This window comes from Hungatella hathewayi WAL-18680, assembly GCF_000235505.1.
Taxonomy (GTDB): Bacteria; Bacillota; Clostridia; order Lachnospirales; family Lachnospiraceae; genus Hungatella_A; species Hungatella_A hathewayi_A.
In genome coordinates this window covers 1,144,422-1,171,414 of record NZ_JH379027.1, presented here as the reverse complement: position 1 = coordinate 1,171,414, position 26,993 = coordinate 1,144,422, and the positions used below count along the sequence as shown (strand labels likewise).

Genomic DNA, 26,993 nt, shown 5'->3' with positions numbered 1-26,993 from the left:
TGTCCCCGTGGTTTTTCGGCAGCCGGGTTTGCTCCCTGCAAAAAACAATGTATTTTTTCCGTATCATCACCGTAAAGTTTTAAGTGTAGTTTGAAATTGCACATGGAATCAAGGAGGTTTGGATATGTGTGGTATCGCTGGTTTCTTCAATCCGAAAGAAAATTACCTGGAATCAAAAGACCATTATGAGGAAATGCTTTCGTCCATGAGCCGGGTTCAGCGGCGGAGGGGGCCGGACGATAACGGTGTGTATCTGGCTGACATCTGCGGCCTTGCCCATACCCGGCTCTCTATCGTTGACTTAACCACCGGACACCAGCCCATCGTCCGGTGGTGCGAAGGGAAGGAATTTGCCATCGTCTACAACGGGGAGACCTACAATACGAAGGAGTTAAAAGATAAACTGGTGTCCCGGGGATGGGCTTTCTCCACCGCCAGCGACACGGAGGTGCTGCTGACCGCCTACATGGAATTCGGGCCGGAGTTTGTAAAACAGGTCAACGGCATTTTCGCCATGGCCATCTGGGATGGGGCGAGGAAATGTCTCTATCTCTTCCGGGACCGGCTGGGTGTGAAGCCGCTGTACTATGCTGACTTTCACGAAACCATGCTGTTTGCCTCGGAGTTAAAGGGGCTGTTCGCCTACCCTGGCTTCCGGCCACAGCTGACCATGCGGGGGCTCAATGAGGTGTTCAGCATCGGGCCCGCCAAGACCTACGGCCAGGGGACCTTTGAGCATGTGCTGGAGGTTCTGCCGGGTCATTTTCTCCGGTTTGACGGGGAAGGGAAACACGATACCTGCTACTGGTCGCTGACCAGCCATCCCCACGAGGACGACTATGACAGGACCGTGGAGAAGACCTCCCATCTGGTGCAGGATGCCATCTGCCGCCAGATGGTGTCGGACGTTCCCATCTGCACCTTTCTCTCCGGCGGCGTGGACAGCAGTCTGGTGTCGGCGGTGTGCGCCAGGGAGCTGAAAAAGCAGGGAAAACGGCTGTCCACCTTCTCCTTTGATTTCGTGGATAACGAGAAGTATTTTAAGGCAAATGCGTTCCAGCCCTCCCAGGACAGACCCTATGTGGAGAAAATGGTGGAGTTTCTGGACTCTGACCACCATTATCTGGAATGCAGCCATGTGAGCCAGGCCGATTTGCTCTACGACTCCGTCCGGGCCCACGATTTGCCGCCTATGGCGGACGTGGATTCCTCCATGCTGTATTTCTGCTCCCTGGTGAAGGACTACAACAAGGTGGCGCTGACCGGGGAATGTGCGGACGAAATCTTTGGGGGATATCCCTGGTTTCACAAGAAGGAGTGCTTCGAGGCGGAGACATTTCCGTGGACCATGGATTTGGAGGCGCGCAAGGTGCTGCTGGCCGACGATTTTCTGAACAGTCTTCATATGGAGGATTATGTGGCGGAAACCTATGCCCGCTCCGTGGCGGAGACGCCGAGACTGGACGGAGATTCGCCGGAGGAAGCGAGGCGGCGGGAGATATCCTATCTGAATCTTAAGTGGTTTATGCAGACGCTGCTCAACCGGATGGACAGAACCAGCATGTATTCCGGGCTGGAGGCGCGGGTACCTTTTGCGGACCACCGGATTGTGGAGTATCTGTGGAATGTTCCCTGGGAAATGAAGGCCCACGAGGGCGTGGTGAAAGGACTTCTGCGGGATGCCGGCCAGGGACTGGTGCCGGACGAAATCCTGTACCGCCGTAAATCGCCCTACCCCAAGACCTATGACACCCACTATGAACTGCTGCTGGCCGACCGGGTGCGGGAACTTTTAGAGGACCCGCTGGCGCCGGTGATGGCCTTTCTGGACAGGAGAAAGGTGGAGAAATTCCTGGCCTGCCCGTCGGACTATGGGAAGCCCTGGTACGGCCAGCTGATGGCCGGGCCGCAGATGCTGGCCTATGTCCTGCAGATTAATTACTGGCTGAAGGAATATCAGATAGAGATACTTGGTTAGAACATGGCATCCATGCAGTCATGCTCGGCTCCGTGTAACAGCATGGATGCGAAATCGGGGATATGGGCCGACAGGTACTGGTAAAGCGGCCTGTCGCCGCCGTATCCCTGGTTTATCAGAATTTCCAAAAGCTTTGCCAGATTCTCCTCCAACTCCTGGCGGCCGCAGGCCGCCACAGAGCGCTTCACGGTTTCATAATCGGATGGCTCAAAACCGGTGCCATCCAGAGGCTTGCCCGCCATCATGCGGCCGAGACAGTAACGGAGCATCATCCCCGCCAGGTTCTCAAACATCTGCCCATAGTCCGGCTGCTGCCAGGCAAGCGCCTGACGCACCAGCGGTTCCGGAAATTTCCCCAGAAATTTCTGCTCGGCCTGAATGCAGTGCAGATAGGCCATAATCCGGTCCACCCCGTTTAAATGCTCCTGGGAAATGAGCACCGGATAGTCCAGGGTCAGGATGTGGTTCTGGGGGTTGAAACGGGCATCGTAGTACAGGAAAAAGGATGGCATGCCCTTTATCACGGTGTCAAAACAGGCCGTGCAGCCGTAGGAGTGAAATCGTTTGGTGATGTTGTCATATAGAGTTTTGGCTTGCGACGCCTTCTCCAGGACAAGGCGGTATCCCTCATCGTAGGCCTGTCTGGCGTCCGGCCGGGACGCCTGGTTGTACAGAGCCGTGGACCGCGGTTCCGCCCCGGTCTGCCCCCACTGCCCAGCATGTTCAAACTCCCGGATACAGTATAGAACGGCCTCCATCAGCTGGTTTGCCATATCATAGGTCACGGACCCGGACTCCTTGCCGGTATAACGCTCCGACAGGTATTGTACTACCGGCAGCAGTTCCATCATGGTATATTCCATAGGTTATCTCCTTCTTCTTTTCAATTATCGCAATCAGCCACATCAGTGTTGTAGCGCTATTTCACGTGCGGCATTCCATTCTCATGTAGCACTCCACTCCCAATCAATCCATCAAATCATTCAGCGCATCCCAGTACAGTTCCCTGGACCAGCCTTCCTCCTCCGACAATTCCTCGAATTCATCCGTCCGCTCCCGCAAATCGTACTCATCCTTCACCCCTTTTCTGGCCTTCGTCACATATCCGCCGCGAACGGCGCCAGCCAGACGGTGAAGGGCGGTCTCCAGCCGGTCCATGGAGCCGGAGCAGCTTCCCTCAAACTGGTTCCGCATGTAGGAGATAAGCTCGTCATCCGTCATTTTCTCCATCATCTCATTCTTAAACTGGTAAAAGATATCCTGCAGCCGCTCCAGCGTTTCCCGGTAATGCTCCTGCTCCACATACTGGGAATCGCAGAACGCAAACTGAAGCTTCGGCAGTATCCCCTCCCCAAACTCCACCCGGTGATACCGTTTCAGGGAATCATGGCGGGCCGCCATCAGTTCCGCCGCATCCTCCTGACTCAGGGCCAGACCAAACCGCTCCGTCTTGGCATTCCCATCCAGCACCCGCGCAATCTCCGTCTTCTGATTCTCCGCCAAAATCAACTCAAAAAAATCCTGCATCCTTTTCCCTCCTGTTTCTACTGGTAATTAGGCATTTTACTCCACTGGGGGATGCATTACAAGTCTTGTAAAAATTCTATTTTTATGGTATAGTTAAGATACAAAAAAGATAGTGAGGCAAAAAATAATTTGTCCCACTATCTTTTTTTATTTCTATCTCATTTATCCGGCTTTTCTTTGAAACCACAAATACATCCCCAAGCCCAAAACCGCCATAAGAACTTCCGTCACCGGAAACGCCAGCCATACCCCAGTCACTCCCCACAGTTTCGCCAACACAAAGGCCATAGGGACAATCACCACCAGCCCCCGGAACATGGAAAGCACATGGGCCGGTATGGCTCTCTCCGTGGATGCGAAATACATGGAGATAATAATATTAAACCCGGCAAATCCCGCCGCCGTAAAATACAGTTTCAGCCCATCCCTGGCAATCTGCTGCAGCTGCCAATTATTCTCACTGTTAAACACCGCTGTCACCGCGTCCGCCCCAAAAAAGATTCCCACATAGATACCACCTGCCAGCAGCCCCATCATCCAGATGGCGCATCCCAGCACATACTTCATTTTCCCTCTGTCCCCATATCCGTAAGCCTGGCTGATAATAGGCTGCACTCCCTGGGCAATCCCGGTAAACACCGCCATGACCACCAGCGACAAATTGGCAATCACCCCGTAAGCGGCAACTCCCACATTTCCCAAAAGTCCCAGTAGAATCACGTTGAACACAATAATCACCACTCCGGAGGACAGCTCCGTAATCAGAGACGGAAATCCCAGCGAAAGTATGGACGGCAGCATCGAAAACGCCCTATCGCCCCACCGGAACCGAAATCCATTTCTCTTCTTCAGCCAGTGTCCCGACAGTATCCCCATACTGATAAGCGGCGACGCCCCCGTAGCCACCGCCGCGCCGAATATCCCCATCTTCATGGGAAATATAAACAGGTAATCCAGCACAATATTGGACAAACTCCCCATCACCATAGCCGTCATGGCCAGCTGGGGAGCGCCGTCATTTCTCACAAAACACAGCAGAATTTCGTTCAGGATAAACGCAGGCGCAAACACCAGAATCACCCGCAGATACGTATTTGTCATGTCAAACACTTCCGCGTCCGCTCCCAGCATCCCCGTCAACGCCCCAGAGCCAAACACTCCCAGCAGCAGAAACACCACCGCCGCCAGAACTCCCGCCTTAACCGTAACCGAAAACACCCCATCCGTCTTCTCCGTCCTTCCCTGGCTTCGGAAAATCGCATATTTTATCGCCCCACCCATGCCCAGCATCAGACCGCTGCCATGGATAAAGCTGTACACCGGAATCGCCAGGTTCAGGGCCGTCAGCCCATTCGCCCCCATCCCCCTGGAGATAAAAAACGTATCCGCCAGAATATAGCAGGACAACCCCAGCATTCCAAGGACGTTCAACGCCGCATATTTTAAAAATTCATTTCTGTAAGATGTATGTAAGGTACGCTCCATAATTTCCTCCCAAAAGAAAAGCGCCAGAACTTTCTATCTTCAACGGCCTACGATAGAAAGTCTGACGCCAGAATCCTTATCCGGCGATAAGAATCTTGTCTTAATTATCCTTTTTTCTCAACTGATTATACATGGGAAACGCCTCTCTGTCAATCTCCGATTATTCCCAAAACATACCCGTTTAATTGTCCAGCGTCCACAGCCCAGTCAATGCAGTCTCCGTCCGGCAATCGTATTGATTAATCGTGTACGTAAAGTCATCCGTGATAGGAAATGATTTTATCATTCCATCATTCTCCTCCGACAGTTCCCAGTATTCATCCCTCACCACCTCGCCATTCGCGCAGGTATACTCATATTCAATCTCGATTGGACCGGAATAACTATAATATCCAAGGTTTCTATGACTTTGTAAATGAATCACCCCATCCGCTATATTATCTGTAAAATTACCGCTCCACTCTTCCCGATACAGCCCATCATTGTCATTTCGCTCGAAAACATTTACGGCATCCCCATTCACACGTCCATCTTTCCATTCACCGCAGACATATGCATATTCCGTTTCATTGTAAACATCCAGCGAGCCTCCATAACCGTTCGGGACACCGTCTTTCAATTCTCCAAAATGGATAATCGACACATTAGGACCTATACAAAAGCCCTCTCCGTCCGCCCCATATTCCAGATGATAACCATCATCATCCGGCATCACATTTAAGAATCTGCCTGGGCGGTACCCGGCCACAATTCGTTCCATTAAATGAATGAACTCCTCCTTTCTCACAATGGAGGCTGCTGTTCTCGAATTTTCCAATTCCATCGCACTCTCCAACAGTTCCAGCACTGCAATTTCATTCTTATTGAAAGAAAACTGTGGTTCATCCTTCTCTGCTTCCTCTTCCACTGCATCGCCTTCCCCCCGTACTTCCTCAGGCAGCTCAATCTCTACAGGAAGCCACTCGTAAGTAACACCTCCAAACCATCTTAATTCTTCAGCTTCATAATCGACGGCATACTTTACTCCGTCCTCGTTCAGCAGATTATATCTCCCTCTATCGTTTTTCTTCCAGCGGTCATCCATGACAACCTGACCATCCTTCAGCTCGCAGACCGCATTTCTTGTCTCCGTAACGCCACTTATGTCCTCATCATTCCCCAGAGAATCGAAGGTAAGTTCCAGCATCCCATCTGCGCGCCCGGCTTTGTAATTTCCAACCTGGGTCTCCCATTCCCCAACATAATCTTTTTCATCATCACCATAGAAATAGGGCACCCCGGATACAATCCTGCCGTTTGCATATCCCTCTGCCCATTCTCCCTGAGAATAGCCGTAATAACTGTGAACTACATCGTAGCAGATTCCCATCCCATCCGGCAGTCCTTCTTGCAGTTCCCCATAATACAGTGTATCGCCGTCCAGACAGAATCCGGTTCCACTTCCTGCAGGCACAACCTTGACGTCGTCTCCCATCAGAATTGCCAGTCTCTCCTCCTGCTCCCAGGCGGCCTTTTCACTAATTTCCTGGTAAATATCAACCAGATGATGCTCAAGCTCCACCTCTATCCACCCGTTTGGCGCATAGGTAATCTCTTTTCCAATCAGGGACACCAGCACGCCATCCAGATCATTTTCGTCAAATTCCTGCTGCACTTCCCGCAGAAACACTTTCTCTTCCTCGGTCAATACAACAGCCGGCGCCTTCTCATACCCTGCCGCTCCGATGATGAGGGCCGCGCTTGATACCGTTCCCAGCAGATAGCGGGCCATCTTGTTCCGCTTTTTCTTCCGCTTCTCATCCTCCTCAAAACGGTACTCATATCTCTGTCTCGAATGGCCATACTCCCGGCCGGTGTCCTGACTGTATTCCCGGCTCTGATGAACCTCACGGTCCCGGACTCCCGCCTCATTCCTGTCTCTCTTTTCTCTCATGGCAGCCTCCATCAGCGCATGTTAGCGGCCTGCCTGTTCACTTCCAGACGAATTCCATTCTTTTTCATCCCCAGCAGTATCTCCCGGTTCAGTATCCGGCGGCCGGAGAAAATATTCTTCTCATCCACTTCCACCGTCGCCCGGAGAACCACCGCTTCCTCCTCCAGTTCCTGCACCCCTGCATACACCGGCTCCTCTACAAAGATATCCTTGTGGGCCTCATAGGCACCCTTCAGAATTTTCTTCAGAACAGCTTCCACCTTCTCCAGCTCCTCCTCATAGGAGATACGGAAATCACAGACCGCACTGGAATAAGCGGCAGACAGGTTGATGATATCCTTCACATTGGAATTGTTGACAATCTTCACATTGCCGCCGCCGTCACGGATACTGACCGTGCGGATACCAATCTGGTCCACCATTCCGCGGTACCCGTCGATTTCCACCACGTCTCCCACATTAAACTGATTTTCAAATATCATGAAAATGCCGGTAATCACGTCCGCAATCAGGCTCTCCGCGCTGAAACCTACAATCAATGCCACAATCCCGACGCTGGCGAAAATCGTGGTCACATTGACACCCAGAATCCGCAGAATCCAGATCAGCCCCACAATGGCCGTCACATACTGCACCGTACTTTCCAGAATCGTTATCACCGTCTGAATACGTCCGTTTTTCACCTTGATTCTATTCAGCAGACTCTTGCATATCACGGTGACAGCCATCATAATCACCAAAATAATTAATACGTTAACCGCCGCACTTTCTGTAAATCCTCTCATACTCCTGTTCCTCCCTTTTATCTCCTGTATTTTATTTTTTCTTTGTCAAATCATAACTCTCCGTAATCATCCGCCGGATGTCCTTCTCCGGAACGCTCCCGTCCAGGATAATGGAATTCCAGTACGTTTTATTCAGATGAAATCCCGGCACCACCGACGGAAATGCCGCCCGCCAGAAGTCCCGCCACTCCGTATCGCATTTCACATTTATCCAGATGTGGCCGTCCTTCTCGAAAATGTAGGCAAACGTCTTCTTCGTATCCCGGTGGCGCATCACCGTCCAGTTGTCATCGTGAAACGGATAATCCTCATAGACCCCTGCCAGCTTTTTGCAGAACGCAATCGCTTCTTTTCTTGTCTCCATACCGCTCCTCCCCTATGGTTTAAATCCGGCCCGCACTGTCAGCGGCTGCTCCAAAAACAGACTGTCCACCACAGCCCGGTACTCGCTGCCGTGGCTGGACTTGCGGATTTTCTTTAAGTAAGGTTCCGAATGTTCAAACAGGCAGGACAGGTAAAACCACAATTCCTTCATCCGAAACAACACATCCCTGTCCCCCGACAGATACCCTTCATACCCGGCATAAATCTCATCGTGAAAGGCCCGCAGGCGCTCCTTGCAAGCCGCTTCCGCCCGGCTTTCTGCTACATCCGCCTTCTCATTCATTCTGCCTTCTTCTCCACCCGCCCCGGCAAGCATCCCCGCCAGCCACGGATTGGCAATCAGCCCGCGCCCCAGCATCACCGCTTCCACCTTCGGAAATGCCGCCGTCAGCTTCTCAAAATCACCCACCGTAAAAATATCCCCATTATAGCACACCGGACTCCTGCTGCCCTCCAGCGCACCCCCAAAGGCCTCCCACCTGGGCACGTTCTTATAATAATCCTGCTGAATTCTCGGATGCACAATCAGCTCCTCCATCGGAAACCGGTTATAAAGCTCCAACAGCTCCGGCCACTCCTCCTCGCTGTCCCTGCCAATTCTGGTTTTCACCGATATTTTCATATCCAGCCTGGTATAAATCTCATCCAGGAATTGGCAAAGTTTCTCCCTCTCCGCCAGAAATCCGGACCCGCGCCCTTTCGTCACCACCGTTTTGGAGGGACACCCCAGATTCAGATTCACTTCCTCATATCCCAGCGCTTTCATATCCAGCGCCGCCTTCACAAAATCCTCCGACCGGTTCGTCAATATCTGCGGAACCAGCCGCACCCCCTCGTTGTTCTCCGGTAGAATATCCCGCCGCTCTCTGAGGCTGAAGCTCCGGTTCTGATTCGGTGCAATAAATGGGGAGTAGTATTTATCCACTCCCGAAAAATACCGGTGATGGGCATTCCGGAACACAAATCCCGTAATCCCCTCCATCGGCGCAGCATAATATCTCATAACTCTCTTCCGTCCGTTTCTATCCCAATATCCGGTCTCTAAACCGCTCCTACCATTATATCCGCTTCCCCGTCCCCGGTCAATCACACCACCCACAAAAAAGCAAAAGATGGGAGCGGTTTTTACCCCGCTCCCTCCATGTTAAATTCTTACTGCGCGCTGTCCTCAATGATATTTTTCACAATCTCTCCACCGATCACATCACCTTCCGATACCCCTGTCACGTGAATATTCCGGTTCACCTTCGCGTCATAGGTATTGGCCTTCACAATCTCACCAAGATCAATTCCGGTGGTCTCCTTCATGGACTCAAACAGCTTCGCCATCACCGTGGTCACATTGCCGGCCACATTGTCCACGCCGCTGTTGTCGGAACCGCCGCCGATAATAGTAATCTTGTCAATCTGTGCCAGCGGCTCCGCAATCTTGCCAGCCACTTCCGGCAATACCTTAATCATCATCTCCGCCACAGCCGCGCCGGTGTACTTCTGGTACGCCTCCGCCTTCTTCTCCATGGCTTCCGCTTCCGCAACACCCTTCGCCCGGATGGCCTCCGCCTCCGCGTCACCTACCATGCGGATACCCTGGGCCTCCTGCTCTCTGGTGAACCGCTCCGCTTCAGCCCTGGACTTCTGGGCTTCTGCTTCCTGCTGCACCTCAAACTTCTTCGCCTCGGCATTTTTCTGGCGCTCGTAGAGCTCTGCCTCTGCCTTCTGCTGACGGGCATATTTATCTGCCTCCGCTTTCTTTCGAACCTCGGCATCCAATGCCTTCTCAGCCACCTCGGCCATTCTCTGTTTGATGATAATCTCTTTTTCCTGCTTCGCAATATTGGCTTCCGCCGTGGTGATCTCGATGGTCTTTCTCTGCTGCTCTTCCTGAATCTGATAAGCCGCATCCGCTTCCGCCTGCTTCACGTCCGCGTTCTTCTTCAACTCCGCTTTCTGGATATCCAGCTCGTTGTTCTTGATAGCAATCTCACGGTCCGAGTTAATCTTGGCATCGTTGGCCTGTCTGTCCGCCTCCGCCTTGGCTACCGCAATCTCCTTATCAGCCTCCGCCTTGGCAATGGCCGCTTTCTTCTTAATCTGGGAAATGTTGTCGATACCCAAATCATCAATGACTCCGTTGTTATCCGAGAAATTCTGCACATTGAAACTGATAATGTCAAGTCCCATGGCCGCCAAATCCGGCATGGCATTCTCTTTCACCAGCTCCGCAAACTTCTGGCGGTCGCTGACCATCTCCTCCAGCTTCATGCGTCCCACAATCTCACGCATGTTACCTTCCAGCACTTCCCTCGCCACACGGCCTATGTACTCCGTATTCTGGTTTAAGAAGTTCTCCGCCGCCATAGCCAGTCTTCCCGGGTCGCTGCTGATTTTTACATTGACAGCCGCGTCCACCTGGATATTGATGTAGTCCGCCGTCGGCACCGCCGTGGAGGTCTTCACATCAATGGGAATCAGCTTCAGGCTCAGCTTATCCAGTCTCTCCAAAAACGGAATCTTGATACTGGCCTTTCCAATAATTGTCTTCTTCCGGAGACCGGAAATAATAAATGCCGTATCCGGCGGTGATTTTACATACCCACTGGCCAGAATCACCAGCAGCAGAATCACCACAATGATTCCAATAATCACTCCCAAGTACGAACCCAAAAATTCTAACATGTCACTTCCTCCTTTTCACTTGCCATCACACTCGTTGTATTTTTTATATATTTAAATATATGGGAGAATTGTATCATGACATTTTGAACAGATTTTATCCTTATTCTTTCTTTTTTCTTAATATGGTTTAAATTTCAGAATTCTATACGGATTGTTCTAACTTTTCAATCATTAAATCCACATCATGCTTCCCAATAATCAGCGGCGGCACAAACCGGATCACATTACTGCCGGCGCTGATTAGTACTAAGTGCTGCTCCAGCAGCGCTTTCTTCACAATAGGAGCTGCCGGACAGTTGAATTCCAGGCCCTGCATCAGACCTTTTCCACGATGGGCCACGGCGCAGTCGTGTTTATCCACAAATTCCTCCAGCTTTTCCCACAGATAAGCGCCCACCTCCTGCACATGCTCCACAATGCCCCGCTCCTCAAAGATGTCCAACACCTTGCTGGCGGCGGCGCACACCAGCGGATTGCCGCCGTAGGTGGTGCCGTGGTCGCCGGGCTGCATGGCGGCGGCGGCTTTGCCGGAGGCCAGGAAAGCGCCTATGGGGACGCCGTTTCCAAGAGCTTTCGCCACGGTCATCACGTCCGGCTTCACGCCGTATTCCTGCCAGGCAAACATGGAACCGCTCCGGCCCATGCCGCACTGAATCTCATCCAGAATGAGCAGCATATCATGCTCGTCACATAACGCCCGTACTCCCCGCAGAAACTCCTCCGTAGCCGGGTAAATGCCGCCCTCTCCCTGTATCGTCTCCATGATAATGGCACAGGTATTCTCATTGACCAGCGCTTTCACGCTGTCCAAATCGTTAAACACCGCAAACTTCACGCCCGGAAGCAGTGGGCGGAACGGCTCCTGATAATGGTCATTGCCCGTCACGGACAGGGCGCCGATACTTCTGCCGTGGAAGGAATGCTCCATGGCGATAATCTCATGGCCGCCGTGGCCGTCACGGTTATAGGCATACCGTTTGGCAATCTTCAGCGCTCCCTCGATGGCCTCCGTACCGCTGTTGGTAAAAAATACCCGGTCCATGCCGGACACCGCCAGCAGTTTCTCCGCCGCGTCCACTGACGGTTGGTTATAAAACAAGTTGGAGGTGTGAAGCAGTTTCTCCACCTGCTCCTGCACCGCCCCCGTGTACTCCGCGTCATGATAGCCCAGGGCCATCACTGCAATTCCCGCTCCGAAATCCAGATACTCCGTCCCTTCCGTATCATACAGCTTCACGCCTTCCCCATGGTCAAACACAACCGGGAACCGGTTATAGGTCTTGTAAAACAGTCCTTCCGCCTTATCAATCATCTTATTTTCCATGGTAGAATTTCTCCTCTCTCGCATTGATAATCGCCGTCCCGATACCTTTGTTGGTGAATATCTCCAGAAGCAGACAGTGGGGAATCCGGCCGTCCAGAATATGTACCCTGGATACGCCCTCCTTGATGGCGTCGATGCAGTTTTGCAGTTTCGGCAGCATGCCGCCGCCTAACGAGCCGCCGGACACGAACTCCTGGGCTTCCTCCACCGTCATCTCCGAAATCAGGGAATCCTTATCCTCGAAATCGCGGTAGACGCCCTCCACGTCCGTCAGAAACGCCAGCTTCTCCGCCTGGACCGCCGTGGCGATGGCGCAGGCCGCGTCGTCGGCATTGACATTGTAGCTCAGATAATTGTCGTCATAGCCGATGGGGCAGATGATTGGCAGGAAGTCCTTCTCCAGCAAATCGTAGATGATTTTCGGGTTCACCTCTTTGATGTCGCCGACGAAGCCGATGTCCTCCCCCCTGGAATATTTTTTATCACATTTCAGCATCATGCCGTCCTTGCCGCTGATGCCCACCGCCGGGATTCCCAGCTCGTTGACCATCTGGACCAGGCTCTTGTTTACTTTGTTCAGCACCATCTCGGCAATCTCCATGGTCGGCTCATCCGTCACCCGGAGACCGTTCACAAAGTTTGGCTCCATGCCGACTTTATTGACCCACTTGCTGATTTCCTTGCCGCCGCCGTGCACGATGATGGGTTTGAAACCAACCAGCTTTAACAGAACCACGTCCTGAATCACATGCTTTTTCAGTTCCTCATCCACCATAGCGCTGCCGCCGTATTTTACCACGATAATCTTCCGGTTAAAACGCTGGATATAGGGCAGGGCCTCAATCAGCACCTCCGCCTTTTCCATAATGTTCTGCTCTAACTCCATGACACTCTTTCCTCCCTGGTTTCTATTCTATGAGCGGTAATCCGCATTTATCTTCACATAGTCAAAGGTCAAATCACAGCCCCAGGCCGACGCCGTTGCATCGCCCATCTTCACATCCGCGATGGCGGTCACCTCCGGCTCTGACAGGATTTTGGTGGCCTGCTCCTCGCTGTAATCCACCGCCACGCCGTTTTCAATAATCTGCATCTTCCCGGCGGCGCTCTGGAAGAATAAGTCTACCTTTTCCGGGTCGAAGATGGCGCCGGAATATCCCATGGCGCACAGGATTCTTCCCCAGTTGGCATCGTGGCCGAAGATAGCGGCCTTGGTAAGGCTGGAGGTGATAACTGATTTGGCCAGGATTTTGGCCTGCTCCTTACTCTCCGCCCCCACAATCGTCACCTCAAACAGGGCCGTGCAGCCTTCGCCGTCCCCGGCCATCTTCTTCGCCAGGGTCTCATTTACATAGTTGAGCGCTTTCTTGAATGTCTCGTAATCTTCATTCTTCTCGGTAATCTCCGGATTCCCCGACATCCCGTTGGCAAGCAGAAGCACCGTGTCGTTGGTGGAGGTGTCGCCGTCCACCGATATCATATTGTAGGTATCCTGAATGTCCTCGCTGAGAGCTTCCTGAAGCAGCTCTTTGGAGATGGCCGCGTCCGTCGTCACGAACGCCAGCATGGTACACATATTGGGGTGAATCATGCCGGAGCCCTTGCACATGCCGCCGATGGTGACGGTCTTCCCGCCAAGCTCCACCTGCACGGCCACCTCTTTCTTCTTCGTGTCCGTGGTCATAATCGCCTGGGCGGCGCCGGTTCCGCTCTCCGTACTTCCATCCAGCTTCGGAGCCATGGCCTTCACGCCCGCCGTAATCCTGTCCATGGGAAGCTGCATTCCGATGACTCCTGTGGACGCCACCAGCACCGCGTCGGCCGGAATCTTCAAAACCTCCGCCGCCACATCCGCCGTGTCCTTACAGTATCCATACCCTTCCGCCCCGGTACAGGCATTGGCAATTCCCGCATTGATGACCACCGCCTGGGCAAACGGGCTGTTCTTCACCACATTCTGGTCCCATTTAACCGGGGCCGCCTTCACGATATTGGTGGTAAATGTTCCCGCCGCTTTGCATGGCGTCTCGCTGTAAATCATGGCCATATCCTGTCTGTTCTTATATTTAATCTCCGCCGCCGTGGATGCGGACAAAAATCCCGCCGCCGCTGTGACTCCGCCTTCGATTACCTTCATACCTCATTCCTCCTACTCGATAAATTGTGTAATATTCTCTTCATTCAACGTATAGTCATAGTAATTCAAATCGTCCCGCTCCGTCCAGCCGACGCCCTGCCAGAACGCATTTCCCACCTGATTCTCCTTGAAGGCGATCAGGCTGACCTTGTTGATGCCCTCATCCTTCAGCGCCATCATGGCATACTGGGCCATCCGGTGTCCTATCCCGTGTTTCCGGTAATCCGCCGCCACACAGACATGGTAGAAGCAGCCCCGCCGGCCGTCGTGGCCGCACAGGATGACTCCCACAATCCGCCCGTTCTGCTCCGCCACCACGCTGGTGGTGGGATTGCGTTTTAAAAAGCGCTCCACGCCTTCCCTGGAATCATCCAGAGTCCGAATCCCAAACCCCCGGATACTCGTCCAGAGGGCATATACCTTATCATAATCATCCAGGGTCATATTCCTGATGTTCACACCCATGGTTCCAGCCATCGTTACATCCCTTTCCTGCCCGCTGTATCTGCCTGTACTATCTGCGGGTTCATTGTGAAGCTTTTCACTTACGGAAACAGCGGAATCTGCTTCAGTCCCGTATTTTCCGGCAGTCCGAACCGCAGATTCATGTTCTGAACCGCCTGCCCGGCGGCGCCCTTTACCACATTGTCCATGGCGCCCATCATCACGATCCGGTTTGTTCTGGTATCAATCTTGAAGTTCACGTCCACAAAGTTGCTTCCCTCCACCCAGCGGGTCTGCGGGGTCACATCCTTTTCCAGCACCCGGACAAACTGCTCTCCCGCGTAATACTTGTCGTAAATGGCTTTCACCTCATCGTAGCTCACTGTCTTTGCCAGAGTGGCATAAGCGGTTATCAGGATTCCCCGGTTCATGGGAATCAGGTGGGGGGTGAAGCTGAGTGTCACCGGCTTCCCGGCCGCGTAGGACAGCTGCTCCTCAATCTCCGGCGTATGTCTGTGGCTCGCCACACCGTAAGCCTTACAGCTTTCGTTGACCTCGCAGTACAGATTATCCACCTTCGCCCCTCTTCCGGCGCCGGACACGCCGGACTTGGCGTCGATGATGATGGTGTTGGTGTCAATCAGCCCCTCCTTCACCAGCGGATAAATCGCCAGTGTGGAGCAGGTGGGATAACAGCCAGGGTTGGCAATCAGTCTCGCCGTCTTAATCTTCTCCCGGTTAATCTCCGGCAGTCCGTAGACCGCCTCCTCTATGTACTCCGGGGTGGGATGTTTGATCTTATACCATTCCTCATAGACATTCACATCCTTAATCCGGAAATCCGCGCTCAAATCTATCACCTTCGCCTTGGACAGTATCTCCTCATCAATTAAGGAAGCGCAGAGGCCCTGAGGCGTTGCCGTGAAGATCACGTCCACCTGGTTTGCCAGTTCCTTCATATTATCATCCATGCAGGCATCGTCCACGATCTGAAACATATTTTGATAAATCGAAGCGTATTTCTGGTCCACATAGCTTTTGGAGCCGTACCATTTTATCTCAATATCCTCTCTCTGAAGCAGCAGTCTGGCCAGTTCCCCGCCTGCATAACCTGTCGAACCGATAATCCCAACTTTTATCATATTCCTACACACTCCTTATATTTAATCATCTGAATATCCTCATTATAGATACTTTCTTATCACTTGAAAAGCGTTTCCGGATATGTTTTTATTTTAATGATTCATAATTATACATCCAAATTGTATAATATGCAATATTTTTTTATAAAAATTCATTTTTTGCTTGCATTCTCCGGGAAATGGGTGTATATTTATGAAAGCCAATTAATGGAACATACAAAATATAAACACGTTTCAGGAGGATATTCATATGAAAGAGAAAGTGATTTTAGCGTATTCCGGCGGACTGGACACCACCGCCATCATTCCGTGGTTGAAAGAGAATTTTGATTATGAGGTTATCTGCTGCTGCATCGACTGTGGTCAGGGCAATGAGCTGGATGGACTGGATGAGAGAGCCAAATTATCCGGCGCTTCCAAATTATACATAGAGAACCTGGTTGACGATTTCTGCGACAACTACATCGTACCATGCGTACAGGCAGGCGCCGTGTATGAGAACAAGTATTTACTTGGAACCTCCATGGCACGTCCCGCCATCGCCAAACGTCTCGTTGAGATTGCCCGCAAGGAGGGCGCATCCGCCATCTGCCACGGCGCGACAGGCAAGGGCAACGACCAGATTCGTTTCGAGCTGGGCATCAAGGCACTGGCCCCGGATATCAAGATTATCGCTCCATGGCGTATGACCGACGTGTGGACCATGCAGTCCCGTGAGGATGAAATTGAATTCTGTAAGCAGCATGGCATCGACCTTCCATTTTCCGCAGACAGCAGTTACAGCCGTGACCGCAACTTATGGCATATCAGCCACGAGGGTCTGGAACTGGAGGACCCGGCCAACGAGCCAAACTACGACCACCTGCTGGTTCTTGGAGTTTCCCCGGAAAAGGCTCCTGACAAGGGCGAGTACGTGACCATGACCTTTGAAAAGGGAATTCCGGTCAGCGTCAACGGCAAGAAGATGAAGGTCTCCGACATTATCACCGAGTTAAATGCTCTGGGCGGCAAGCATGGCATCGGCATCATTGACATCGTGGAAAACCGTGTGGTAGGCATGAAGTCCCGCGGCGTCTACGAGACTCCGGGCGGCACCATCCTGATGGAAGCCCATGCCCAGCTGGAGGAGCTTGTGTTAGACCGTGCCACCATGGAAGTGAAGAAAGACATGGGCAACAAGTTCGCCCAGATTGTATACGAGGGAAAATGGTTCACCCCGCTGCGTGAGGCCATCCAGGCATTCGTGGAGTCCACGCAAGCATACGTAACCGGCGAAGTGAAGTTCAAACTCTACAAAGGCAACATCATCAAAGCCGGCACCACCTCCCCCTACTCCTTATACAGCGAGTCCCTGGCCTCCTTCACCACCGGCGACCTGTACGACCACCACGACGCCGACGGTTTCATTACCCTGTTCGGCCTGCCGTTAAAGGTTCGCGCTATGAAGATGGCAGAGTTGGAGAAGAACAACCAGAAATAAAAATGGGTACTGATTGATAGATTGATATAATCTAAGAAACGGGCTATGCCGTTATGAATGCGGCATGCCCGTTTTTTGGCTTCAAGTTCTTTCCGTATTCTTAATTTTTCCAACAACTTACAATTTTACTTTATGGCGATTAACGACTGTGATAAAATATTGGTATCTGAACGATGCAGACAGGAGGGTAATGATATGGGACTCAGACATGAGCTGGCGGCGCACCGGGCCTGGAAGGCGGGGGTGGTGCATACGACCTTGAATCCGGAGGGACCGGGATGTGTCCGGATTCATCTGATACCGCCGAAGTGGAAGCCCTTTGCCCACAATCCCTATGTGATGATTCTGAATGGGTATTATATTCTGCCCCTCGGATACTCCTGGGCGATTCTGCTGGGCTGTTTTATCCGGGAGGTCAATCAGTATGAGGGGCGTCCCATGACTATGGACGATATGGAACAGGTTATGAAGGCGTCGGTGGACGATACCAGAAAGGTGTATTCCGCTCCCAGGCAGCAGATCGCGGACGACCTGCGGGAAATGCTCACCATGTTCTATGATGTGGCACGGGGCCATGCGCCGGATGCGGATATCCCGGCCATGTCTTTGAGAAGCTATGCGTCCCACATGTCCGCCCCTCACCGAATGGACTTGATGATAAGCTCCATGGTATCGGAGGGCGGCCAATGGAACTGCTGCCTGAAATGCCGCCACTGCTACGCCGCCGGCCAGCCGGCGGCCAGTGTGAAGGAGCTGACGACCAGACAGTGGAAAACGGTCATTGATAAATGCAAAGATGCCGGTATCCCCCAGCTGACCTTCACCGGCGGGGAACCCACCATGCGGGACGACCTGGTGGAACTGGTGGAATACTCCCGCTGGTTTGTCACGAGACTCAACACCAACGGCTGCAGACTTACAAAAATTTTGTGCGGACAACTTCGGGAAGCCAGTCTGGACAGCGTCCAGATTACCCTGTACTCCTTTGATCCGGCCATTCACAACAGCCTGGTGGGAGCCAGTCTCCCCCACACGGACGGCGGCTGGGAGCAGACGGTGGAAGGGCTCCGAAACGCATTGAAAGCCGGTCTGAATGTCAGCGTCAACACCCCGCTCTGCCGGGACAATGAAGACTATCTCTCCACCCTGCATTTCCTCCATGAGGAGGGAGTCCGCTATGTCACCTGCTCCGGGCTGATTGAGACCGGCAACGCCTCCTCCCAGGATTCCCTCTCCTCCCAGCTTTCCCTGGATGAGATGGGCATCATTCTCACATCCGCCGCGGAATTTTGTGAGGAAACCGGCATGGAGCTGAGTTTCACCTCCCCCGGGCGGGCGGATACCGCTCTTCTTAGAGAGTTAAACCTATCCGTTCCCATGTGCGGCGCCTGCCTCTCCAACATGGCGGTGGCCCCTGACGGCACGGTGGTTCCCTGCCAGAGCTGGCTGGGCCAAGGATTTTCCCTGGGAAACCTGCTCACCACTTCCTGGAAACAAATCTGGAACCATGAAACCTGCCAATCCATCCGCTCCATGAGCGAGGAGGATGCCCTTCTCTGTCCTCTACGGACGGAGCGATTTCAGAAAGGAGGGAATGCCTGATGGCCGATTCTCAGGAGAAAAAGGACGAACAGAAGAAAAAGCTGTGGGTGTTCCTCCGGGTAGCCGCCGTCGGAATCGTCGTCCTGCTTATCTACATGTACATGGCGAACCGCCCACTGGATGAGATTCTCGACTACGAGGTGGAAGTCACCCCATTGCCCCAGGGAGCTGTGGAAATCACCTACCGCTATCAGTGGAAGGTGCTGAACGATACCAGAGAAGGACCTCTGGAATGGGTAAAACTTGGCATGGCCAACTATGATTATGGAATTGTGGAATACGGAGGCGCCATTTCTGACCGCCGCCGCTACGGCTCCGATGTCTTTTCCAATGATGGGCCATATGCCTGCTTTGATTTGAACCGCGCCTACTACAAGGGCGAGGTTCTCTCCTTCTGGTTCACGGTGACCCAGAGCAGTCTGATGTGCAATAATCCGGAGGCGCCGGACCAGCCATTTTATGATTTCACGCCCGGATGGTTTAACCATACCAATATCAAGCATTATAAATTCATCTGGAACAATCCGGCCACGCCGGTTTCCCACAACGCGGACAAGGCCGTAGGGGATTCCCTCATCTGGGAGGGTTCTCTCTCACCGGGGAAAAAGCGGAATATGAGAGTCTACTACCATATCAGCGATTTTGACTCCCCCCATCTTGTGAACTGGTCCCAGCCATATGGAAACAGCAGCGGGGAAAGCGGCATTAACGGTTCGATTGTATTCCTGATTATTGTCTGCACCGGCTACTTCGGCTACCAGCTTGCATGGGGCAAGAGTACTTACAGTGATGGCCGCGGTTACGGCGGCGGCTATTCCCACTACCACCACCGCGGCGGCGGTATGGGAGGCGGCGGATGCGCCTGCGCCTGTGCGGGATGCGCCTGTGCCTGTGCCTGCGCGGGAGGCGGCCGGGCGGGCTGCAGCCAGAAGGATTTTTACAACAGTATCCATGTTCCAAAAGAGATTCCAAAGATTTAAACTTTGCGTCCATACTTTAAAAAGAGGGGGCCACCAGACTGTTTCCGGTGGCCCCTTCTATCTATTGATGTGCATGTTTTCTATTAATCTTCCAGTTGTCCTTTGTAGATCTCAATCACCCGCTTCATGGCTTCCTGCCCCGGAGCGCCGATGGTCATACGCTTTTTCACGCAGGTCTCCATGCTGATGGCCTCATAAATATCGTCCTCAAACACCGGACTGATGGCCCTGAATTCCTCCAGCGTCATATCGTCCAGCGCCTTCTCTTTCTCGATGCAGTACAGTACCAGCTGCCCCACAATTCCATGGGCATCCCGAAACGGCACCCCGTGGTTCACCAGGTAATCCGCCGCATCGGTGGCATTGGTAAATCCATTCTTTGCGCTGTTCTCCATCACGTCATTGCGGAAGGTCATAGTGGATATCATCCCGGTAAACAGGGCCAGACATCCTTTCACCGTGTCAATGGCGTCAAAGGTCAGCTCTTTATCCTCCTGCATGTCCTTGTTGTAGGCCAGCGGAATTCCCTTCATGGTGGTGAGAATGGACATCAGCGCACCATACACCCGGCCCGTCTTTCCTCTCACCAGCTCCGCGATATCCGGATTCTTCTTCTGCGGCATAATGCTGCTGCCCGTGCTGTACGCGTCGTCAATCTCCACAAACTGGTATTCATTGGTATTCCAGATGATAATCTCCTCACAGAACCGGCTGAGATGCATGGAAATCGTCGCCAGCGCGCTGAGAAGCTCTATCACGTAATCCCGGTCCGCCACAGAGTCCATACTGTTTAATGTAGGCCCCTGGAATCCCAGCAGCTGGGCCGTATACTCCCGGTCCAGCGGATAGGTGGTCCCAGCCAGAGCCCCAGAGCCAAGAGGGCAGTAATTCATCCGGTTCTTCGTATCCTGCAATCTGGAACGGTCTCTGGAAAACATTTCAAAGTAAGCTCCCATATGATGAGCCAGGGTAATCGGCTGTGCCTTCTGGAGATGGGTAAATCCCGGCATGTAGGTATCCACATTCTCCTCCATAATGCCAAGCAGCACCTTGAGCAGCTTCTGAATCAGCCCGTCAATCTCGTCAATCTCATCCCGGCAGTACAGCTTCATGTCGAGAGCCACCTGGTCATTGCGGCTGCGGCCGGTGTGGAGACGTTTCCCCGCCTCGCCGATGCGCGCGATCAAGTTGGCTTCCACAAAGGAATGAATATCCTCATGTTCCTTCGTAAATTCCAGCCGCCCTTCCTCCAAATCTTCCTTGATGCTCTCCAGGCCCTCGATGATGGCAATCTTGTCCTCGTTGGACACAATTCCCTGCTTCGCCAGCATGGTCACATGGGCAATGCTGCCGTCGATATCCTGATGATAGAATTTCTGGTCAAATGACAGAGATTCATTAAAATTGTGCACTAACTGATTCGTTTCTTTCGTGAAGCGTCCGCCCCATAATTTCATAGTTCTTGTCTCCTCGCCTGCTCGTTATTTTTCTTTCGTTATTCCGATATATCCTGTTCTATCGTATCCTCCTCGACAGGGTCTTCGTCCTCATCATCAAAGAAGTACTCCTCATTCCCGTCATTTCCGGCTTCCTCTTCGGCTTCATCTTCCTCATCAGCCCTCTTCCGGGCTTCCTCTTCCTCCCGTCTGAGTCCGGCCTCATACTCCTCCTCTTCCCGCTTCATCCGCTCCAGGAGATAGTGGGTGATGGACACGATAATCAGGAAAATGACACAGCCAGCCGTGATATAGAATCCGGTGCGCAGTCCCTCCGGCTCGTACTCCAGCACAACCGTGTGGGTCCCTTCCGAAAGGCTGACGCCCATAAACGCGCCAAACATCTTTCGCGGCATCCGCTTGGAGCCGTCCACCATAATCGTCCAGCCATGGTCGTAGGGAATGCTGGTAAACAGAAGTCCCGGTTTCTCTACGGTGACAACGCCCTCAATCTTGTCGTCCGCCCAGCCGGTCACCGTCATCGGATACCGGTTCAAGATCTCGTAGGCGGAGCGCAGTCCCTGGTTGTTGAACAGGTAAGCCCGCACCGTCAAATCCTGGCCTTCCTTCGCAGACTTGATCACCACTTCCTGGCCGGCAGGACAGTAGCCCATCTCCACCAGGAAGCCTCTGTCCACATTTTTGAAGGTCTTGCTGTCCTCCCCTTTGGTCACGGTAATCTCATCGATCTTCCGGTTAATCACATAGGCATAATAATCTCCGGAGGTCTCCGGCGTAAACCGGAAGGTATCTCCATTTGTCTCACCGGCCGCTTCCACCAGCACCTGCTCGGCGCCGATGACATTGCACAAATCGTTCTGCACCTCCGCCGGGTTGCCCAAATCCATCTGCCAGTTATTTTCCATCTGCTCATCCACCACAAAGCCCAGCGGCAGGGTGTAATTCCGCTCATACAGATAGGTATCCCCCGACTGCCCCTTGAAGGTCAGCAGCTCGTCGTCGCTGTACTGCCCGGAATACAGGCCGTATTTCACGGAAAACAGGGAATCCACCAGCGGCGTGCTGCCGGTGATGCTGTACGCGTTGGTATTGCCCTCGCAGCCCATCATTTTGAAAAAGGAGGTCAGGCTGGCATTGGCCGTGGAGGAGAACAGGGACACCGATGGGAAATTCATCCACGCCCCATCGTTCTTCGTCTTCCTGGTCACCTTCTCCACCCGGTAGAAGGTATCGGCAGGACGTATCAGCTCCATGAGATTGGCTACGTCCTCATTGTCATCCATATAGTTGGTTCTGCTGGTGGTGGTCACGCTGGTTATCGTGGTGTTTACCGCCGATTCCACGGCCACTACCGCCAGCACCATCATCATGAGCACATTGAAATTCACCTTTTTATACTTATATAAATACAGAAGCCCCGCATAGATGGCCAGGAACAGGATGGCCACATAGTACACGTAGTATTTGAAATGCTCCTGCTCCACCAGTTTCTCCGCAAGAATCACGAAGACGATGGAACTGAAGAAGGCAATCACAATCGTCTTCCATGAGATATCCTTTAGATTCCGGTACGCCTGATAGCACATAAACAGCACCAGGAACACGTAGATAAAGGACTGTCTGCAAGGCAGGCTGTTGGGGTAATGGAAGCCGTGCCAGATAAAGTTCAGTACATTTAAGGAAAAGCTGGCAAAGAAGAACAGCAGCATTCCACAGTACATGATTTTCTCCCGCACGGATATCTTTTTGCACACCAGATACAGCGCCAGAAAGATAAACACCGCCACGCCGCAGTAGATATTGGGCCAGTGGTCCAGACCAATCTCCACCTCCACATTGCCCATGTGTCTTGCTATCATGTCAAAGATCGAGAAGTAGGAGGTGACGGTCTTCGGGAAATTAAAATTGCTGGAAGCCGTCGCCTGGAGGGCATAGACCTCCGGCAGCAGCACCACCGCCGCCAGCCCGCCGGCCACCAGGGAATAGATGCCGAAATGGACAATATTCCAGGCGTAATCCACGATGGATTTCTTCTTCTCCAGAATCAGCAGCACCACAAAATACAGCACCATAAAGATGCATATCATGATGGAAATATAATAATTAGAAAGAATGGACATTCCAAGGGCGGTGCAGTACAGAAGACATTTCCTCTCCTTCACCAGCATTTCCAGGCCCAGCATAATCAGGGGGAACAGCAGAATGCAGTCCAGCCACATGATGTTCCAGCTGTACGCCGCCATGTATCCCGACAGTGCGTAGAAAATGCCGAAGAAGGCCACGCCGAAATCCGTAGTATTGCAGTGTTTTCTCAGATAGTAGGCGAAGGTCAGCCCGCACAGACCTATCTTCAACACGATAGAGTAGGTCATAAATTCGATAATCAGGTTCTTTGGACACAGTATCAGCAGCCAGTTTAGGGGGCTGGCCAGATAGTAGGCATAGAGGGCCGAGAAATTGACGCCCATGCCGATATCCCAGCTGTACAGTAAGCTTTTGCCGTGGGTCAGCTTGTACTGGAATTCGGAGAAGAACGGTGCATACTGGTGATACATATCCGTCCTCAAAAAGCTTTCCTCACCGAACGGGAAAATGCCCCGCTGGGCGAAGATGATAATCATGATAATCACCGGCACCACGAAGGCCATAATCAGGCCGTCCACTGGCCGGATGTAATTCTTCCGGTGCCACCGCCTTGGGGATTTCTCCCTGGATTTTTCTTCTCTCTCCACCTCTTCTAAGTCGTAGATTTCTTCCGGAAGGATGGCCGCCTGGGGGATTGCGGTATCATATTTATCAGATTCCGGATTTGACTCCTCCTCATCCGGAATTTTGCCCGAGGCTTCCGCTGGTTTCGATGTTTTCTCCTGATATTCCGGTGTCTCCACACTCTCCGTCATTTCCTGAAGTTCCGATTCGGGGGCCTCTTCCCCATCCTCCGGTAGGAATGGTTCTTCCGGCGTCTCCTCCGGCATGTTTTCCATCATCGCCGGCTGTTCTTTCGTCCCCGCAGTCTCCACGCCGGTTCCTGGCGCGGCTGCCTCTTTCTTATCTTCGGTCTCCTCCTCCACGGAAGCTCTCGGCTGATTCAGCAATTCTTCCAGCTCCTCCGAAATCCTCCTGACCTCATCATGTTCCATACTGTTCGTCCTCGCCATCATGATTTTTCTTAAATATAAACAGTTTGCTGAAAATGTAATTCAACACCAGCGAAATCGCTGACACAAACAATTTCCCAATAAATTCATTCAAATGCAGGTAATCCACCATCACAATCATGGCCACCATGGTAAACACCCCGGTAGCCGCCCGGCAGCCCACAAATGACACAAATTCCTTCCAAAGCAGTTCCAGACTCAAATCCCGGCTCTGGAACACAAACAATTTATTGGTCACAAATGCAAACAGCACCGCCGCACACCAGCTGACTGCCGTCGACACCCGGTAATCCATCCCAAACTTCCAGCAGACCGTATAAACCACCCAGTCCACCAGCGTCGTCAACACGCCAAAAATAATATAACTCACCGACTCCCGATTCACCAGCCGTTTCCACAAGTTCCAATTCATGGTATCCACCCATATTCTATCCAGATTTTAAATAATTTTACTCTATTGTATTATATCCGCGCCCCCGGGTAAAGTCAAGCCGCCGGTTCCTGGTGTGAGCGTTAAAATAAGAGATGCTGTCAAACCCAGTATACCGGTTTGACAGCATCTCTTTTACAGCTCCATTCTGAATTTCATATGTATTTACTTCAATTCGTTCCAGCTCTTACGCAGGAATAAGTATGTCACCACCGGCACCAGGGCTGAGCCGATGAAGGACATCACGATGGCTGCTACCATGCCGCTCTCTCCGATGACGCCCTGGTAGACGCCGTTGCAAAATGACAGGATATAGCAGATGCACATCAGGATGAAGCCCCATTTTTTCTGGGTAAACAGCAGGACACACAGGCCGCCCAAAGATACCACGGCAATCGCCACGGACAGCCAGCGGCCGGAGGCCGCGTTTAAGATTGTTGTAAGCGCGCACAGAACCAGCGCACACCAGAGCCAGATTTTTGTTCCCTTTGTCATAATGATGATTCTCCTTTTCTTTTATTTGTTGTCATAGATACAGTGAACCCCCTTGTGCTGCTGTATCCCGCCAAGGCATTCCCGGTTGCAGCGGACGCAGCGGTGGATGGATTCTCCCTGCTCCTGCATCAGCTTGTCCGGCCACTGCGCGTCTGCCAGAAGCTGGCGGCTCATGGCGGCGCAGTCGATGCGTCCCGTGGCCAGCTGCTGCTCGATGAAATCCGGGTTGGTCAGTCCGCCCACACCGGTCAGCGGCAGTTTCGTGTACTTTCTCACCACGTCACAGTAGTGCAGGAAACATCCTTCCTCCGAAAAATAAACGTGGTCCGCCGGCGGAATGGTGTCCGTCAGTTTGGCATGGTTCGCCAGCGTCACATGAAAGCTGGTTACACCCGCCTGCTCCAGCAGCGGCACAAACACCGGCAGTTCCTCCAACAGTACTCCCGCATTTCCATAATGAGGGGATTCCTGGCGCACCGCCAGTTTGTAGTCGATTGGCATGTCCGGCAGGGCCTTGCGCACCGCGGACACCGCTTCCACGGCAAACCTGGCGCGGTTCTCCGGGCTGCCGCCGTAGCTGTCTGTCCGGCTGTTGAACACCTGGGAAGAAAAGCTGCCGCACATCCGGTCTCCATGGACCTGAATCATGTCAAATCCGGCCTTCTTCGCCAAAACCGCCGCATCGCCAAAAGACGATGCGATGGATGAAACCTTTTGTTCCGGCATATTGGTGATGTACGTTCCCACCTGCTGATTCAACAGCGGGCGCAGCTCCTCCATGGTGATTCTCTTCGTCAGCACACCGGGAATGTATTTGAGCATTCCCTTAATATTGCTGTCTGACTGATGCAGCTGGGCGCAGGCCAGACAGCCCTCCTGGTGAATCACCTCACACAGCTTCTCATAATGGGCAAACCCCTTTTTGCCATAGAGGGAATGAGCGCCACGGCCGGACACCGGCACATCCCCAATCACAATCATGGCACAGCCGCCGGCAGCAATCTTCCTGATCTTCTCCTCCAGCGCCTCTCCCCCAAGCCCCAGGGTTGTCGGAGCAAAGATAATCCTGTTTTTCAACACAAGCCCGCCCAGATTAACGGGACTGAATATTGTTTCGTACACAGGGCATTCCTCCCTCCATGTGAAGTGTCTTCTTTAAAAGCCCCATCAACTGCTCTCTCTCTTCCGCCGTAAAACCGTCCAGCACCATCTCATCCCACTGGGCAAACAGTTCATGGCTAAGGCGAAATGCCGCCTCTCCCCTCTCCGTCAGCCGCAAAATATGGGCACGCCTGTCATCCGGGTTGGACTCCTGCTCCAGAAATCCCCCCTGCTCCAGCTTCACCAGCGACCTGGTCGTATGCCCGATGTCCATCCGCAGCCCCTTTGCCAGCTCCTTAGGCGCACATCCGGGATGCTTCCCCACATACAGGATAAAATACAACTGCCCCTGCAAAAGCCCCGCCTCCGCCAGCCGCCGGTTGCAGTAGTTCGTAAAATCTTTATTTAATAATGTAGTAAAAAAAGCAAGCGATTGCTCGTACATTTCCATCCCTCCTTTAGTTGACTAGGTCAA

The 26,993-nt window shown here is 52.7% G+C and carries 23 protein-coding genes; 4 read left to right on the top strand and 19 right to left on the bottom strand.

What is annotated here, in order from left to right; genetic code table 11:
• Window positions 1–124 precede the first annotated feature (124 nt).
• A complete protein-coding gene (gene asnB, locus HMPREF9473_RS05340; RefSeq protein ID WP_006779043.1) occupies window positions 125–1,978 on the top strand; it encodes an asparagine synthase (glutamine-hydrolyzing) in 1,854 nt (617 codons plus the stop codon).
• On the opposite strand, the gene HMPREF9473_RS05335 is transcribed toward asnB, so the two are convergent.
• The 13 genes from HMPREF9473_RS05335 to argC form a co-directional block, all read right to left on the bottom strand.
• The gene (locus tag HMPREF9473_RS05335) at window positions 1,975–2,841 is read right to left on the bottom strand and encodes a DUF6179 domain-containing protein (protein ID WP_006779042.1); all 867 of its coding nucleotides are present in this window, start codon (window positions 2,839–2,841) and stop codon (window positions 1,975–1,977) included. The two genes, asnB and HMPREF9473_RS05335, sit on opposite strands and share 4 nt — an antisense overlap.
• Window positions 2,842–2,944: 103 nt before the next feature.
• Window positions 2,945–3,505 (bottom strand): DUF6323 family protein, encoded by a 561-nt coding sequence (locus tag HMPREF9473_RS05330; protein ID WP_006779041.1) that lies wholly within the window; start codon window positions 3,503–3,505, stop codon window positions 2,945–2,947.
• Window positions 3,506–3,667: 162 nt separating this feature from the next.
• On the bottom strand, window positions 3,668–4,990 hold the full coding sequence (locus HMPREF9473_RS05325; RefSeq protein WP_006779040.1) for an MATE family efflux transporter: 1,323 nt from the start codon (window positions 4,988–4,990) through the stop codon (window positions 3,668–3,670).
• Window positions 4,991–5,171: 181 nt separating this feature from the next.
• Window positions 5,172–6,923 carry a hypothetical protein gene (locus tag HMPREF9473_RS05320; protein ID WP_006779039.1) on the bottom strand — a complete coding sequence of 584 codons (1,752 nt, stop codon included), beginning with the start codon at window positions 6,921–6,923 and terminating at the stop codon, window positions 5,172–5,174.
• A gap of 11 nt (window positions 6,924–6,934) precedes the next feature.
• A complete protein-coding gene (locus HMPREF9473_RS05315; RefSeq protein WP_006779038.1) occupies window positions 6,935–7,708 on the bottom strand; it encodes a mechanosensitive ion channel family protein in 774 nt (257 codons plus the stop codon).
• Between the two features lie 31 nt (window positions 7,709–7,739).
• The gene (locus tag HMPREF9473_RS05310; RefSeq protein WP_006779037.1) at window positions 7,740–8,072 is read right to left on the bottom strand and encodes an MmcQ/YjbR family DNA-binding protein; all 333 of its coding nucleotides are present in this window, start codon (window positions 8,070–8,072) and stop codon (window positions 7,740–7,742) included.
• Between the two features lie 12 nt (window positions 8,073–8,084).
• The gene (locus HMPREF9473_RS05305; protein WP_006779036.1) at window positions 8,085–9,095 is read right to left on the bottom strand and encodes a tRNA dihydrouridine synthase; all 1,011 of its coding nucleotides are present in this window, start codon (window positions 9,093–9,095) and stop codon (window positions 8,085–8,087) included.
• 149 nt (window positions 9,096–9,244) lie between these two features.
• Window positions 9,245–10,768 (bottom strand): flotillin family protein, encoded by a 1,524-nt coding sequence (locus tag HMPREF9473_RS05300; RefSeq protein ID WP_006779035.1) that lies wholly within the window; start codon window positions 10,766–10,768, stop codon window positions 9,245–9,247.
• A 142-nt stretch (window positions 10,769–10,910) separates the two neighbouring features.
• Window positions 10,911–12,092 (bottom strand): aspartate aminotransferase family protein, encoded by a 1,182-nt coding sequence (locus tag HMPREF9473_RS05295; RefSeq protein ID WP_006779034.1) that lies wholly within the window; start codon window positions 12,090–12,092, stop codon window positions 10,911–10,913.
• On the bottom strand, window positions 12,082–12,978 hold the full coding sequence (gene argB, locus HMPREF9473_RS05290; RefSeq protein WP_006779033.1) for an acetylglutamate kinase: 897 nt from the start codon (window positions 12,976–12,978) through the stop codon (window positions 12,082–12,084). Before argB ends, HMPREF9473_RS05295 begins: the two co-directional genes overlap by 11 nt.
• A 27-nt stretch (window positions 12,979–13,005) precedes the next feature.
• Window positions 13,006–14,229, bottom strand: coding sequence for a bifunctional glutamate N-acetyltransferase/amino-acid acetyltransferase ArgJ (argJ, locus tag HMPREF9473_RS05285; RefSeq protein WP_006779032.1), 1,224 nt, complete (start codon window positions 14,227–14,229; stop codon window positions 13,006–13,008).
• Between the two features lie 12 nt (window positions 14,230–14,241).
• Window positions 14,242–14,706, bottom strand: coding sequence for a GNAT family N-acetyltransferase (locus HMPREF9473_RS05280; protein ID WP_006779031.1), 465 nt, complete (start codon window positions 14,704–14,706; stop codon window positions 14,242–14,244).
• Between the two features lie 68 nt (window positions 14,707–14,774).
• On the bottom strand, window positions 14,775–15,815 hold the full coding sequence (gene argC, locus HMPREF9473_RS05275) for an N-acetyl-gamma-glutamyl-phosphate reductase (protein ID WP_006779030.1): 1,041 nt from the start codon (window positions 15,813–15,815) through the stop codon (window positions 14,775–14,777).
• Between the two features lie 250 nt (window positions 15,816–16,065).
• Between argC and HMPREF9473_RS05270 the strand changes: the two genes are divergently transcribed.
• From HMPREF9473_RS05270 to HMPREF9473_RS05260, 3 genes are all read left to right on the top strand, one after another.
• Complete coding sequence (locus HMPREF9473_RS05270) at window positions 16,066–17,295, top strand: argininosuccinate synthase (protein WP_006779029.1); 1,230 nt, start codon at window positions 16,066–16,068, stop codon at window positions 17,293–17,295.
• 195 nt (window positions 17,296–17,490) lie between these two features.
• Window positions 17,491–18,897: a radical SAM protein gene (locus tag HMPREF9473_RS05265; protein WP_006779028.1), complete on the top strand. Its 1,407-nt coding sequence runs from the start codon at window positions 17,491–17,493 to the stop codon at window positions 18,895–18,897.
• Complete coding sequence (locus HMPREF9473_RS05260; protein ID WP_006779027.1) at window positions 18,897–19,877, top strand: hypothetical protein; 981 nt, start codon at window positions 18,897–18,899, stop codon at window positions 19,875–19,877. The genes HMPREF9473_RS05265 and HMPREF9473_RS05260 overlap by 1 nt, the downstream gene beginning before the upstream one ends.
• Window positions 19,878–19,960: 83 nt before the next feature.
• Here HMPREF9473_RS05260 and argH read toward each other — a convergent pair whose 3' ends face one another.
• The 6 genes from argH to bilQ form a co-directional block, all read right to left on the bottom strand.
• A complete protein-coding gene (argH, locus tag HMPREF9473_RS05255; RefSeq protein ID WP_006779026.1) occupies window positions 19,961–21,334 on the bottom strand; it encodes an argininosuccinate lyase in 1,374 nt (457 codons plus the stop codon).
• 38 nt (window positions 21,335–21,372) lie between these two features.
• On the bottom strand, window positions 21,373–24,474 hold the full coding sequence (locus tag HMPREF9473_RS05250) for a YfhO family protein (RefSeq protein WP_006779025.1): 3,102 nt from the start codon (window positions 24,472–24,474) through the stop codon (window positions 21,373–21,375).
• Window positions 24,464–24,904 carry a GtrA family protein gene (locus HMPREF9473_RS05245; RefSeq protein WP_006779024.1) on the bottom strand — a complete coding sequence of 147 codons (441 nt, stop codon included), beginning with the start codon at window positions 24,902–24,904 and terminating at the stop codon, window positions 24,464–24,466. Before HMPREF9473_RS05245 ends, HMPREF9473_RS05250 begins: the two co-directional genes overlap by 11 nt.
• A 183-nt stretch (window positions 24,905–25,087) precedes the next feature.
• The gene (locus HMPREF9473_RS05240) at window positions 25,088–25,417 is read right to left on the bottom strand and encodes a hypothetical protein (protein WP_006779023.1); all 330 of its coding nucleotides are present in this window, start codon (window positions 25,415–25,417) and stop codon (window positions 25,088–25,090) included.
• Window positions 25,418–25,438: 21 nt separating this feature from the next.
• The gene (gene bilR / locus HMPREF9473_RS05235) at window positions 25,439–26,539 is read right to left on the bottom strand and encodes a bilirubin reductase (protein WP_006779022.1); all 1,101 of its coding nucleotides are present in this window, start codon (window positions 26,537–26,539) and stop codon (window positions 25,439–25,441) included.
• Window positions 26,511–26,963 carry a bilirubin utilization transcriptional regulator BilQ gene (bilQ, locus tag HMPREF9473_RS05230; protein WP_006779021.1) on the bottom strand — a complete coding sequence of 151 codons (453 nt, stop codon included), beginning with the start codon at window positions 26,961–26,963 and terminating at the stop codon, window positions 26,511–26,513. The genes bilR and bilQ overlap by 29 nt, the downstream gene beginning before the upstream one ends.
• Window positions 26,964–26,993: the final 30 nt, after the last annotated feature.

Coding starts and splice junctions, on each gene's coding strand:
- asnB (WP_006779043.1), top strand. CDS start 125: ATGTGTGGTATCGCTGGTTTCTTCAATCCGAAAGAAAATTACCTGGAA.
- HMPREF9473_RS05335 (WP_006779042.1), bottom strand. CDS start 2,841: ATGGAATATACCATGATGGAACTGCTGCCGGTAGTACAATACCTGTCG.
- HMPREF9473_RS05330 (WP_006779041.1), bottom strand. CDS start 3,505: ATGCAGGATTTTTTTGAGTTGATTTTGGCGGAGAATCAGAAGACGGAG.
- HMPREF9473_RS05325 (WP_006779040.1), bottom strand. CDS start 4,990: ATGGAGCGTACCTTACATACATCTTACAGAAATGAATTTTTAAAATAT.
- HMPREF9473_RS05320 (WP_006779039.1), bottom strand. CDS start 6,923: ATGAGAGAAAAGAGAGACAGGAATGAGGCGGGAGTCCGGGACCGTGAG.
- HMPREF9473_RS05315 (WP_006779038.1), bottom strand. CDS start 7,708: ATGAGAGGATTTACAGAAAGTGCGGCGGTTAACGTATTAATTATTTTG.
- HMPREF9473_RS05310 (WP_006779037.1), bottom strand. CDS start 8,072: ATGGAGACAAGAAAAGAAGCGATTGCGTTCTGCAAAAAGCTGGCAGGG.
- HMPREF9473_RS05305 (WP_006779036.1), bottom strand. CDS start 9,095: ATGAGATATTATGCTGCGCCGATGGAGGGGATTACGGGATTTGTGTTC.
- HMPREF9473_RS05300 (WP_006779035.1), bottom strand. CDS start 10,768: ATGTTAGAATTTTTGGGTTCGTACTTGGGAGTGATTATTGGAATCATT.
- HMPREF9473_RS05295 (WP_006779034.1), bottom strand. CDS start 12,092: ATGGAAAATAAGATGATTGATAAGGCGGAAGGACTGTTTTACAAGACC.
- argB (WP_006779033.1), bottom strand. CDS start 12,978: ATGGAGTTAGAGCAGAACATTATGGAAAAGGCGGAGGTGCTGATTGAG.
- argJ (WP_006779032.1), bottom strand. CDS start 14,229: ATGAAGGTAATCGAAGGCGGAGTCACAGCGGCGGCGGGATTTTTGTCC.
- HMPREF9473_RS05280 (WP_006779031.1), bottom strand. CDS start 14,706: ATGGCTGGAACCATGGGTGTGAACATCAGGAATATGACCCTGGATGAT.
- argC (WP_006779030.1), bottom strand. CDS start 15,815: ATGATAAAAGTTGGGATTATCGGTTCGACAGGTTATGCAGGCGGGGAA.
- HMPREF9473_RS05270 (WP_006779029.1), top strand. CDS start 16,066: ATGAAAGAGAAAGTGATTTTAGCGTATTCCGGCGGACTGGACACCACC.
- HMPREF9473_RS05265 (WP_006779028.1), top strand. CDS start 17,491: ATGGGACTCAGACATGAGCTGGCGGCGCACCGGGCCTGGAAGGCGGGG.
- HMPREF9473_RS05260 (WP_006779027.1), top strand. CDS start 18,897: ATGGCCGATTCTCAGGAGAAAAAGGACGAACAGAAGAAAAAGCTGTGG.
- argH (WP_006779026.1), bottom strand. CDS start 21,334: ATGAAATTATGGGGCGGACGCTTCACGAAAGAAACGAATCAGTTAGTG.
- HMPREF9473_RS05250 (WP_006779025.1), bottom strand. CDS start 24,474: ATGGAACATGATGAGGTCAGGAGGATTTCGGAGGAGCTGGAAGAATTG.
- HMPREF9473_RS05245 (WP_006779024.1), bottom strand. CDS start 24,904: ATGAATTGGAACTTGTGGAAACGGCTGGTGAATCGGGAGTCGGTGAGT.
- HMPREF9473_RS05240 (WP_006779023.1), bottom strand. CDS start 25,417: ATGACAAAGGGAACAAAAATCTGGCTCTGGTGTGCGCTGGTTCTGTGC.
- bilQ (WP_006779021.1), bottom strand. CDS start 26,963: ATGTACGAGCAATCGCTTGCTTTTTTTACTACATTATTAAATAAAGAT.